Source organism: Amycolatopsis lurida, assembly GCF_900105055.1.
Taxonomy (GTDB): Bacteria; Actinomycetota; Actinomycetes; order Mycobacteriales; family Pseudonocardiaceae; genus Amycolatopsis; species Amycolatopsis lurida.
Map to the genome: position 1 here is coordinate 2,887,462 of NZ_FNTA01000004.1, position 11,663 is coordinate 2,899,124.

The 11,663-nt window shown below is 69.0% G+C and carries 10 protein-coding genes; 5 read left to right on the forward strand and 5 right to left on the reverse strand.

All coding sequences use genetic code 11. From position 1 onward, the window contains the following. Positions 1-9: 9 nt before the first annotated feature. Together BLW75_RS18335 and BLW75_RS18340 are read left to right on the forward strand one after the other, a co-directional pair. Positions 10-690, forward strand: a complete 681-nt coding sequence (locus BLW75_RS18335) for an ABC transporter ATP-binding protein (RefSeq protein WP_034313250.1) — start codon at positions 10-12, stop codon at positions 688-690. After that, the gene (locus tag BLW75_RS18340; protein WP_034313252.1) at positions 687-2,930 is read left to right on the forward strand and encodes an FtsX-like permease family protein; all 2,244 of its coding nucleotides are present in this window, start codon (positions 687-689) and stop codon (positions 2,928-2,930) included. The genes BLW75_RS18335 and BLW75_RS18340 overlap by 4 nt, the downstream gene beginning before the upstream one ends. A gap of 1 nt (position 2,931) precedes the next feature. Here BLW75_RS18340 and BLW75_RS18345 read toward each other — a convergent pair whose 3' ends face one another. Next, positions 2,932-3,729: a TIGR02569 family protein gene (locus tag BLW75_RS18345; RefSeq protein ID WP_034313255.1), complete on the reverse strand. Its 798-nt coding sequence runs from the start codon at positions 3,727-3,729 to the stop codon at positions 2,932-2,934. 105 nt (positions 3,730-3,834) lie between these two features. On the opposite strand from BLW75_RS18345, the gene BLW75_RS18350 reads away from it, so the two are divergent. Continuing rightward, complete coding sequence (locus BLW75_RS18350) at positions 3,835-4,803, forward strand: hypothetical protein (protein WP_091597814.1); 969 nt, start codon at positions 3,835-3,837, stop codon at positions 4,801-4,803. A gap of 117 nt (positions 4,804-4,920) precedes the next feature. On the opposite strand, the gene moeZ is transcribed toward BLW75_RS18350, so the two are convergent. The 3 genes from moeZ to BLW75_RS18365 all read right to left on the reverse strand — a co-directional run bounded on the left by moeZ (position 4,921) and on the right by BLW75_RS18365 (position 8,332). Further along, positions 4,921-6,099 carry an adenylyltransferase/sulfurtransferase MoeZ gene (gene moeZ, locus BLW75_RS18355; RefSeq protein ID WP_034313402.1) on the reverse strand — a complete coding sequence of 393 codons (1,179 nt, stop codon included), beginning with the start codon at positions 6,097-6,099 and terminating at the stop codon, positions 4,921-4,923. Positions 6,100-6,217: 118 nt separating this feature from the next. After that, positions 6,218-7,393: a DUF3152 domain-containing protein gene (locus BLW75_RS18360; RefSeq protein ID WP_034313404.1), complete on the reverse strand. Its 1,176-nt coding sequence runs from the start codon at positions 7,391-7,393 to the stop codon at positions 6,218-6,220. A gap of 81 nt (positions 7,394-7,474) precedes the next feature. Further along, positions 7,475-8,332, reverse strand: a complete 858-nt coding sequence (locus BLW75_RS18365) for an alpha/beta fold hydrolase (RefSeq protein ID WP_034313260.1) — start codon at positions 8,330-8,332, stop codon at positions 7,475-7,477. 281 nt (positions 8,333-8,613) lie between these two features. Here BLW75_RS18365 and BLW75_RS18370 point away from each other — a divergent pair, with 281 nt between their 5' ends. After that, positions 8,614-9,237, forward strand: coding sequence for a TetR/AcrR family transcriptional regulator (locus tag BLW75_RS18370; RefSeq protein ID WP_034313261.1), 624 nt, complete (start codon positions 8,614-8,616; stop codon positions 9,235-9,237). A gap of 67 nt (positions 9,238-9,304) precedes the next feature. On the opposite strand, the gene BLW75_RS18375 is transcribed toward BLW75_RS18370, so the two are convergent. Continuing rightward, complete coding sequence (locus BLW75_RS18375) at positions 9,305-10,726, reverse strand: amidohydrolase family protein (protein WP_034313263.1); 1,422 nt, start codon at positions 10,724-10,726, stop codon at positions 9,305-9,307. A gap of 378 nt (positions 10,727-11,104) precedes the next feature. Here BLW75_RS18375 and BLW75_RS18380 point away from each other — a divergent pair, with 378 nt between their 5' ends. Further along, positions 11,105-11,641, forward strand: coding sequence for a carboxymuconolactone decarboxylase family protein (locus BLW75_RS18380; RefSeq protein WP_034313266.1), 537 nt, complete (start codon positions 11,105-11,107; stop codon positions 11,639-11,641). Positions 11,642-11,663 lie beyond the last annotated feature (22 nt).

Below are 11,663 nucleotides of genomic sequence, written 5' to 3' on the forward strand. Positions count from 1 at the left end.
GACCACACAGTGGAAACACCGTTGTTACACGGGCTCGGCCTGCACAAGGCCTTCGGCCCGAACCAGGCGCTCGACGGGGCCGGGCTGACGCTCGAAGCCGGGGAGATCGTCGCGATCATGGGTCCCTCCGGCTCCGGGAAGTCGACACTGCTGCACTGCCTGTCCGGAATCGTGCGGCCCGACGCGGGTCAGGTGCTGTTCCGCGGGCGAGATCTCGCGAGCATGTCCGACACCGAACGCAGTGCGTTGCGGCGCAGCGAATTCGGTTTCGTCTTCCAGTTCGGGCAGCTCGTGCCCGAGCTGACCTGCCTGGAAAACGTCGCGCTGCCGTTGCGCCTTGGCGGCATGAAGCGCCGTCCCGCCGAGCGGATCGCGCGGACCTGGCTCGACCGGCTGGCGGTCGGTGACGCCGACGACAGCACACCCGGCCAGGTTTCGGGTGGGCAGAGCCAGCGGGTCGCCATGGCCAGGGCGCTGATCACCGAGCCGTCGGTGATCTTCGCCGACGAACCGACCGGCGCGCTCGACACGCTCAGCGGAGAGCTGGTCATGCGTTTGCTGTCCGAGACGGCGAAGCAGACCGACGCCGCCGTCGTCCTCGTCACCCACGAACCGCGGGTGGCCGCCTACTCCGACCGGGAGGTCATCGTGCGAGACGGCCGGACACGCGAACCGGTGGTCACCCGATGACCGGGCGCGAAGACCTGATGCTGGGGTTCCGGCTGGCCGTCGGGGGCGGCCGGGGCTCGATCGTCAGGCTCGTCCTGAGCACCGTCGGCATCGGGCTCGCGGTGGCGGTCCTCCTGATCGGCGCCTCCGCGGGCACCGTCAAGGAGAACCGGGACCAGCGGGCGTATGCCACCTCCCCGCGGAACGAACCGATCCCGGGTGTCGCACCACTGAACCATCACACGACGACGACCGACTTCCGCGGCCAGGCGATCTCGCTCGTCCACCTTCAGGCCACCGGGCCGAACTCGCCGATCCCGCCGGGGGTGGATCGGCTGCCGGCGCCGGGCGAGGTCTTCCTTTCGCCGAAGCTCGACGAACTCGTCGCGGCCGACACCAGTGGCCTGTTGCGGCCCCGTCTTCCCGGCAAGCCGGTCGGGATCATCGACGCGGAAGCCGTGCTCAACCCGAACGACCTCGTCGTCTACGCCGGCACGGACAATCCACGCAACGGCGTCGCGACCTATGCCTTCGGTTCCCTTCCCGGCTACGAAACGCCGTTCGAGCGGGGAATCCTCTCACTACTGCTGATCGGTCTCTTCGTCCTGCTCACGCCGGTGTTCATCTTCGTGGGGACGGTCTCCCGGCTCGGCGGTGCGGCCCGTGACCGGCGGCTCGCCGCGCTGCGGCTGGCGGGCTCGTCCCTCAAGCAGCTGCGCCGGATCACCGCGGCGGAATCCCTCGTGGGCGCCGTGGCCGGGCTGGTCGCCGGTGCCGCGTCGTTCCTGCTGTTCCGCGGCGCGGTGGCGGACTTCCAGGTGCTCCGGTTCGGGGTGTACCCGGAGGATCTGACGCCGCCGTGGCCACTGGTGGTGCTGATCGTGCTCGTGGTCCCCGCCCTGACCGTGGCGGCGGCTTGGGCCGCCCAGCGACACACGGTCGTCGAACCGCTCGGAGTCGTCCGCGAAACCGTGCCACCGAAGCGGCGGTTGTGGTGGAGGCTGCTGCCGATCGTCGCCGGAATCGCTTTGATAGCCCCGGATTTCAGCGTCGCGAGCGAATTCGGCCGAATGGCGCTGATCGCCGGTGCCGTGCTGCTGATGCTCGGGATACCCGCGGTGCTGCCGTGGCTGCTGGAGCGGGTCGTCGCCCGGATCAAGGGCGGGCCGCCGTCGTTCCAGCTCGCGATCCGCCGTCTGCGGAACGACAGCGGAACCCCGGCTCGGGTGGTCGCGGGGCTTTGCGTGGTGCTCGCCGGGGTGATCGCGCTGCAGAGCCTGTTGGCGGGCCAGGTGACGTTGGCGGCCGTCTACCAGAAGAAGACCGACGACCGGATCTCCGTCCATGCCGACAGTTCGGTGGCCGATCAGGCGATCGCCGCGGTCCGCGCGGTGCCCGGCGCGGCCGGCTTCCAGGCCATGCGCTCGATGCTCGTCGACACGAACCGCGGCGACGGCGGGCTCGCCTCGCTCGCCGTCGCCGACTGCGCCACGATCGAAGCGACCACTGCCGCGACCGGATGCCACGACGGTGACGTGTTCGCCGATCCGGCCTCTCTCCACAAAGGACAGTCGGTGAAGCTCACCGACGACGACAAGAGGGAGCGGCCCTGGACCGTTCCGGCCACGCCCCGCCCGCTCGGCGTGAAGCCGTCGGGGCTCGGCGAGCAGCTCCAGCCACACGTGCTCGCGACGCCTGCCGCGATGGCGGGCGTCGACCTGGCCGCCGCGCCGGTCACGGTGAGCCTGCGGGGGACGACCGGCGATCCGGACTTCGTCGAGCTGGTGCGGAACTCGGTGGCGCCGTACAGCGGACAGGTCTCGGTGTCGTCCGCCAACGAAAAGCGGGTCTCCGACGAGGCCCGGATGCTCGACGACGTGCGGAACATCCTGTTCGGCGGCGCGTTGTCCGTCCTGCTGCTGGCCGGGGTGAGCCTGCTGGTGCTCGCTCAGGAACAGGTCCGGGAACGGCGCCGGGCGCTCGGGGCGCTGGCCGCCACCGGCGTGCCGGTGCGGGTGATCGTCCGGTCCCTGTTGTGGCAGAACGGGATTCCGCTGCTGGTGGGCATCGTGGTCGCGACGGTGACCGGGATCGCCGTCGCCGCGCTGGGCAGGCGGCTGTTCTGGAAGGGCTTGCACGTCGACTGGTCCGCGGTCGGGCTGCTCACCGCGGCGGCGATCGCGATGGTGCTGCTGGTGACGGCGTCGACGGTTCCGTCCGTCCGCGCGGCGGCGAAGACGGAGAACCTGCGCACCGAGTGACCTACAGCACCGCGCTCACGTCCCGGGCGGCGGCACGGAGCCCGTCGTGCGCCGCCCGGGTCGACCGCGGGTCGAGGGCGTTGGCGGCGAGCCGGAAGAGGACCGCCCGCAGGAGAAGCTGGGGCCATTGGGGCAGATGCGCCCAGCGTTCGAGGAGATCGATGGTGGCGCCGCCCCAGGCCAGCGCGTCGACCGCGACGATCGCGGCGCCCCATTCACCCGGCCGGTAGTACGGCACGAAATCGACGATGCCGGGGGCGGCGTCGCCGTCGAAGAGCACGCCGGCGAGAAGCTCCCCGTGGACGACCTGGTCCGGCAGCTTGACCGGTCTTCGCGAACCGGCCAGCACCTCGAACCAGCGGCCGCCCTTGTTCTCGTCGAGGGGCATTTCCGCCTCGCCCCAGGCGAGTTTGTCGGCCAGCGCCTCGATATCGGTGCGCCGTCCCAGGAAATCCGGCCGGGGCAACCCGGCCGTCGCGCGATGCAGTTTGACCGCCGCGTGCACGACCTCGTCGTACCGGTGCTCGGCCGTACCGGACACGTAGCGATTCGCCGACCAGCCGCCGACGATCCATCGGCCGTCGCTGGACCGGACGGGCTTCGCGACCCGCAGCCCCGGCTCGTCGACGGCTTCCAGCGCTCGGGCCGTCCACAGGGTCCGCGACTTGTCGACGACGGGTTTGAGCACGAGATCGTTGTAGCGCCAGGCGGTGGTGCCTGGCAGCGGTTCCGCGTCACCGGTACGTCCGCCGAACGCCGAACAGACGTGTTCCGGAGGGCTTTCAAGGGTGGCACGCACGGCTCGGGACGTTACCCGGTCTTGCGCGCCACGAACGAGAAGACGCGCTGGTCTTGAGTAGCGATACTCAAGACAGGATCGCTTCTGACCTGCCATTCTTCGACCGTGATCCCCCGAACGGCTCAGCGTCGCCTCACCGGCGGGCAACTCGCGGCGCTCGCACTCGGCTCACTGTGGCTGCTCGGGACGCTCGGAGCACTCACCGTGGGCCTGTTGCTTCCCCTCGCCGCGTTCCTGCACGCGCCCTGGATCGCGTTACCGGTGCCGCTCGTGTCGATCGGCGTGGTCTACCTCATCGGTTTCGTGGCGCCGGAGGCCTTCCCGTCCGTCGCGAAACCTTGGCCGCGACTGGCCTGGGCCTTCGCGACCGGGATCTGTGGTGTTTTCGGCGCGATCTTCGTGCTGGAAGTGGCGGAGGCGTTCGACCCTTGGTTCGCGGTGCCGTTCCTGGGCGTGCCCGTGCTGCTCGTCGCGGGGCTGTTCACGCGTGACCTCCGGGTGCGGGCAGGGGCGGGCGTCCTCCTGGTCGCCCTGATCGCCGGCGGGATCGCCGTCCCCGCGTCGCTGCCTTTGGACACCCCCGCACGGCGCCTCGCCTCGACCGGCGTCCCGCACGACCGCACCCTCGCGGCGGACCTCGGCCCGCGGCGACTCCCGACCAAGACGACCGAAGACTCCGGGTCGCTGATCGTCGAATACGCGCCTCAGCTGTGGGTCTCGCCCGTCTGGACCTTCGCGACCGACGCCGTCGAGAACTGCGAGACGTCGGTGAAGACCGCTTGGCGTCTCGAGAACGCGACGTGCGCCCAAGTCGGCGAAGGCGAGTTCATCCGGCGGAACGCGGACCGCATCGAGTTCATCCAGCGGCGTGGCGGGCTGTCGGTGCACCTCGCGGGAAACCACAACTGGAAACCCGAAGAGCTACGGGAACTGGCCGGGAAGACCCATCCGCTGACCGACGCCGAGATCATCGCCGCCGTACCGAAGGCGGCCTCCGGGAACCGGACGGACGTCGTCGCGGGGTTCGCGACGTTCGTGCGGGCGATCTTCGTGGGCCGGTCCGTCGGCTACTGACGGGAGCAAGGGACCTTTGCTACCGCCTAGGGTCCCCCGCGGACCATTTCGCGCGTGAAGGCCCCCTTCCCTCGGCTGAGCCGAGGGAAGGGGGCCTTCACGCGCTTCCGCGAAACCTCAGTAGGTCGGCAGGCTCTGGTCGATCTGCCGCGCCCACGCCAGCACGCCGCCCCCAAGGTGGGTCGCGTCCTTGAACCCGGCCTTGTGCAGCGCCGCGAGAGCCTCCGCCGAACGCGCGCCCGACTTGCAGTGCAGCACGATCGGCTTGTCCTGCGGTAGTTCCGCCAGCGCCTCGCCCGAGAGGATCTTGTCCTTCGGGATCAGCGTCGCGCCCTTGATGTTGACGATCTCGTACTCGTGCGGCTCGCGGACGTCGATGAGGGCGAAGTTGTCGCCGTTGTCGAACTTGGCCTTGAGCTCCGCCGGAGTGATCGTGTGTCCCGAAGCGGCCGAAGCGGCTTCGTCGGACACAACACCGCAGAACGCTTCGTAGTCGATGAGCTCGGTGATCTTCGGGGTCTCCGGATCCTTGCGGATCTTGACCTCGCGGTACTTCATCTCGAGCGCGTCGTAGCTGACGAGCCTGCCCAGCAGCGGCTCACCGATGCCGGTGATCAGCTTGATCGCCTCGTTCACCATGATCGAGCCGATGGACGCGCACAGCACGCCCAGCACACCGCCCTCGGCGCACGACGGGACCATGCCGGGCGGCGGCGGCTCGGGGTAGAGGTCGCGGTAGTTGAGGCCCTTGCCGTTCGGCGCGTCCTCCCAGAACACGCTCGCCTGGCCCTCGAACCGGTAGATCGAGCCCCACACGTAGGGCTTGCCGGTGAGCACGGCGGCGTCGTTGACCAGGTAGCGCGTCGCGAAGTTGTCGGTGCCGTCGAGGATCAGGTCGTACTGCTCGAACAGCTCCAGCGCGTTGGACGACTCGAGCCGGTCGGTGTGCAGGTGCACCTTGACGAACGGGTTGATCTCGGCGAGCGACTCCTGCGCGGACGCCGCCTTCAGCTTGCCGATGTCGGACTGGCCGTGGATGACCTGGCGGTGCAGGTTCGATTCGTCGACCTCGTCGAAGTCGACGATGCCGAGCGTGCCGACCCCGGCCGCGGCGAGGTACAGCAGCGCCGGGCTGCCGAGGCCGCCGGCACCGATGACCAGGACCTTGGCGTTCTTCAGCCGCTTCTGCCCGGTCATCCCGACGTCCGGGATGATCAGGTGACGGCTGTACCGGGCCACCTCTTCCTTGGTGAGCTCGGCGGCCGGCTCGACGAGCGGCGGCAGCGTGCCTGACATCGGGTCCTCCATCTCGCGTGGATCGCGGGTCGCATCCCAGTATCTACAACACGGAAAGGCCCGAACGCCTTCCCCTGTTCCAGACCGTGGGAAGTTCCAGCAGGTGAGACGGCGGAGACTAGGGTGACGGGTTCGGCCAGGAGCCCGGCTTGCAGACCTTGCCGTCGGCGGGCACCTTGCCCCGGTCCCCACCCGGCAGATCGTTCAGCTGCGCGACGAAGTCGTTGGAGACGCCGAAGGTCTGCTGCATCATGACCGGCGCGATCGCGCCGTTCTCCTTGCAGCCCACGTGCTTTCCGCCCAGGGCGTGCCCGACCTCGTGGTTGATGGCGTACTGACGGTACGAGACCATGTCGCCCTGGAACGCCATCGCTCCGCGCACCCAGCGGGCGAGGTTGATCACCACGCGCTTGTCGAAACTCGACCGGTAGCACGAGGTCTCGTAGGTGATCTGGAACATGCAGACGTCCGCGCGGTGCGTCGTGTTCGGTGTGGTGAGACTCACCCGGAAGCTGGGGTTCGGGAAACTCGCGTCCACGCGCTGGAGCGCCTTCTTCCCGTCCCACGTCCAGCTCTGGGGATTGGACAGCGTCTCCTCGACCGACCTGGCGAAGCTGTCGTCCCCCATGTAGCTCGACGGATCGATGCCGTCCTCGACCTCGACGGTGTACGTGAACAGCTGGCCCGTCCCGACCTTCTCCCCCTTGCCCGGCACCACGTGATACGTGCCCTTGCCCGACTGGGTGAAGTCGCCGCCCTTGGGCAGGTCCGCGGTGGGGATCTTGAGGTCGACCGGTTTGGCCGGGTTCTCCGGAAGGACGTCGCCGCCCCCATCGACACCCGCGCCCGGCTCTCCGCCGTTGCCCGCGGAACCGTCGGATCCATCGGCCGAAGCGAGACTCGCCCCATCCGTGGCGATCGGCTCGGGCGGGCCGGTGGCGGTGTTGAACACGACCAGCGCGGTGATCACGACGAGGATCGGCAGCGCGTACACGCGCCAGCCGTAGGTCTTGGCGAACTGGCCGATGCCGCCCTTGCTCTTGCGCTTGGCGGTCTTCGCGGCGCCGGGCTCGTGCGGCTTCCAGGAGGCACTGAGCGGCTGGGCACTGGTCCGGCGGCCGCCGGGACGGTAGCGGTCCTCGTCGAGCCGCTGCGACGGCGGTGGCGTCGGCCGGTACTGACCGGTGCGCGGCGCGTCGGTGGTCCGGGGCTGGGGGCGCGACGGACGGCGGGCGGAGGCGGAGTACTGAGACCGCCGACCTTCGCCCTGCGCGCCTTGCTTTACCCGATCCACGCGCACCAGGGTGCCATAACCGAACTGTGATGTTGTGAGCGACCGGCGCTTCGCGGGCCGTGTCCCGCCCACCCGAATGGGCTACCAGGTGCCCGATTCGACCGATTCCCACATCCCCAAAACGGCCTTCGCTACGACATTCGGGCGTTCCATCTGCGCCACGTGGCCGGTTCGGGGCAGGACCAGCAACCGGGCGTGCGGAAGTAGCCGAGCGGTGCGCTCGGCGCGCCGGACGGAGATCACCCGGTCGTGCTGCCCCCACACGACGAGCGTCGGCGCGTCGACGGTCGGCGCGACCGCCCACAGCGACGCGGGCCCGCGGGCGGACCACGTCCGGAAGATGCCGAAGGTGCTGCGAGCCAGCGCGGGGGCGGCCCACTCGAAGGCGGCGCGAGCGCTGTGCTCCTCTTCGAGCTCGTTCAGCCTGCTTTCGGCGAAGCGGCTGGGGTCGGCGAAGCACAGCTTGATGACCTGCATGGCACGTTCGCGCGGGCCGAGCGCGGCCAGTTGCCGTCGCACCCGCGGACCGATCAGCGGCAGGTACGCGAACGCCATCCGCGGGTCGGACAGCCGTCGCATACTGGGCCGGAGATCCGGCATCGCGGGCGAGATCAGCGTCAGCGTCTTCACCAGCTCCGGACGGCGGGCCGCGACGAGCAGCACGACCGCGCCGCCCATCGAGTTGCCGAACAAGTGCACCGGCCCCGCGTCGAGGCTCTCGATGTGACTCGCGACGATCTCGGCGTGCGAGTCGAGACTGAAGTCGAACCCGGCGGCCGGCTCCGAATAGCCGAAACCCGGCAAATCGACCGCCGTACCTCCCGCTTGGGGCGCCAGCAACGCGGCGAGGTCGGTCCAGTTCGTGGACGAACCGCCGAGCCCGTGGACGTAAACGGCCGTCTCCGGCCCGCCCGGTGTCCGGCGGATGTGCAATTTCACCCCGGCGACACCTATTGTTTCCCCGGGCCAAGGGGGCGGCGCGGGCTCCAGTGACGGCAACGACCTGCGCGAAAGCGGCACATGGGTCAGCGGCGGACGACCCCCGGCGGCACGGGAAACTGGAGAAGACACAGCATCAAGGATGCCTGACCCTTGGCGGTCCGGCTGTACCGGCGAGTAATCTCGACCTCACTTCACGCGGTGGTGACCCCGCCCGTGGAGCCCCGCTCGACTGCGCTCTGCGTTCTCGGCGGAGACGAGTGCCTCGAACTGGAGGAACGATGACAGACATGGCGCGACTGCAGGCCCGAGGTGTTCGCCTGCCCAGAACGGAACGCCGCGCCCAGCTGCTGGCCGCCGCGCAGCGGGTGTTCGCCGCGAACGGATACCACGCTGCCGCGATGGACGAGATCGCCGAAGAGGCCGGAGTCAGCAAGCCGGTCCTCTATCAGCACTTCCCCGGCAAGCTCGACCTCTACATCGCGCTGCTGGAGAGCCACGTCGACGAACTGGTGCGGCGGGTCAAGGAGGCGCTCGACTCCACGACGGACAACAAGCAGCGTGTGCCGGCGACCGTCGGCGCGTTCTTCGACTTCGTCAACAACGACGCCGGCGCGTTCCGCATGGTCTTCGAGTCGGATCTGCGCGGTGAGCCCGCCGTGCAGGAGGCGGTGGACCGGGCGACGTCGGCCAGCGTCGACGCGATCACCGAGACCATCACCGCCGACGCGGGCCTCGACGAGGACAAGGCCCGGCTGCTCGCCGTCGGCCTCGTGGGCCTCTCGCAGGTCAGCGCGCGGTTCTGGCTGGCGCACCACAAGTCGATGAGCCGCGAAGAGGCCGTCGCCCTCACCGCCAACCTCGCCTGGCGGGGTATCGGCGGCGGTTTCCCGCTGCAGCACTGACCCGACCCGCAATTCGTCATCTACTCGCGATCATCGCGAACGCAAGTAGATGACGAATTGCGTCAGGTCACTGGGGCAGGAGCTTCTTCACGCGGTCGGCGGCAAGCTGGGCGTCGGCGACGACCTTCGCGGTGTCGATGCCGACAACGCGTCCTTCGCGTTTGAGGGCGCGGCCGTCGACGAACACCCATGAGACGTTCGCGGGCTGGGTGTTGAAGACCAGCTGATTCACCCAGTCCACCTTCGGCGCGAAGTTGACCGCCTGGGCGTCGACCAGCTGGAGATCCGCCCGCTTGCCCGGCGTCAGCGACCCGATCTCCTTGTCCATCCCCAGCGCTTCCGCACCGCCGAGGGTCGCCATGCGCAGGACGTCCGCGGTGGTCGGGTAGACCGCCGGATCCGTCGTGGTCGCCCGCTGAAGACCGACGGCCGCGCGCATCACATTGAACATGTCGCTCGTGTCGTTGGTACCGCCGTCGAGGCCGAGCCCGACCTTCATGTTCCGCTTCTTCATCTCCGGCAGCCGGATCACCCCCGACGCGAGCCGCATGTTCGACAGCGGGTTGTGCGCGACGCTGACCCCGGCTGCCGCGAGCTCGTCGAGGTCGGCGTCGGTGGTCTGGATGACGTGGTTCGCCACCAGCCCGGGGTGCAGCGCGTTCGCCCGCCGGAGCGCGTCCATCTGCCCCGCGGTCAGATCGGCCTTCGATTCGAGCAGGTGAACGTTCAGCGAGACGCCGAGTTCGCGGGCGAGCTTCTCCGAGGCCTCGACGCTCGGGAAGTTCCCCGTGGACGGATGAGTGCCGATCTGCAGGCGCGCCAACGGGTTCGGATCGATGACCTCGCGCTTCACGCGGCGGATCTCGTTCTGCAGCGCGGGATCGGTGGTGCCGTTGTAGGAGTAGAGGAATCGCAGCTTCGACTCGCCGAGCGCACGGAGACCGCCCTTGGCGAAGTCGGTGTTGAAGGCGTGCGACCAGTCGGTGACCGTGGTGATGCCGGTCGAGACGACGTCGGCCGCGGCGAGTTTCGTGCCCGCGTACGCGTCCGCGTCGGTCACGGGCGCGCGATACAACGGGATGACGCATTTGCCGAGCCAGCCGATGAGTTCCTTGTCGGCAGCGCAGCCTCGGATGAGCGACTGCCACAGGTGGTTGTGCAGGTCGACGAACCCGGGCAGCACGATCTTGCCTCGGCCGTCGACGACTTTCGCGGAGCCCGCGTCGATATCCTTGCCGACCTGTTTGATCTTGGTGCCTTCCAGCACGACGTCGGAGTCGGCGAGGGCGCCGAGCGGTCCTTCGCCGAGGGCGGGGTCCATCGTGAGCACCATCGACGCGTCACGGATGACGACGCGGCCGGCCCCGGAGAACTCGGCGTCGCTCCCGGTTTCGGTGGTCTCACCGCCGAGGTTCGTGAGCAGGGCGGCGCCGAGAACCGCGGCGAGGGTGAGGGTGAAGACGGACAAGATCGATCCACGTTGTTTCATCGTTTCAACTCCCCAGTCGATGAGATCACGTTAGCTCACCGGACGCCTCGCGAAATAACCGCGACGGGGTGTTTCAGCACGCAGGATTTGCTCGTCCATCGGATCGCCCGGCCGTTCGGCTCCGGGATGGGTGTGGGCGCCCGGAACCGGATCGGATGTTCAGCGGTCGCCGTCGGCGTAGAGATCGACGCGCGGCCCCGGAGTCTGACGATCACGACGTCCCTCGTGAGTGGTCGGCCCGACTCAAGCACGGTCGGGGGCCTCACGAGAAGGGCAAGGGACCTTTGCTCTTGCTCTGATTCGGCCGAAGGCACCGGCTCGGGCCGGATTTCGGCTATGAATCGAACGACCGCGTCACCGATCCGCGAGGAGTAAGCCATGCCCCACATCGCGCTCGATGAGAACCTGCCCGGCATCACGGCCCTGTTCGCCTACCGGCCGGAGACGGCCGCGCCGCTCGGGCAACTCGCCGAGGTCCTGCTTCGCGGCCCGAGCAGTCTCAGCGTGGGCGAGCGCGAACTGATCGGTGCGGTCGTCTCGCGCGGCAACGACTGCACGTTCTGCTCACGCAGTCACGCCGCCGTCGCCGCCGAAGCGCTCGAAGGCGGCATGCCGGTCGTCGAAGCGGCTTGGAAGGACGTCGACGGCGCACCCGTCTCGGCGAAGGTGAAGGCGCTCCTGCACGTCGCGCTCGCCGTCCGGGAAAGCGGAAAATCCGTGGGCGGAGAGCTGATCGAGATGGCCCGCGCGGAGGGCGCGACGGACGTCGAAATCCACGACACGGTCCTGATCGCGGCCGCGTTCTGCATGTTCAACCGCTACGTCGACGGGCTGGCCACCCTCGCCGTCGACGACCAGGACGCCTACCGGGAGACCGGTGTCCGCCTCCTGGAGCACGGCTACACGAACCTCTGAGGGAGCAAGGGACCTTTGCTCC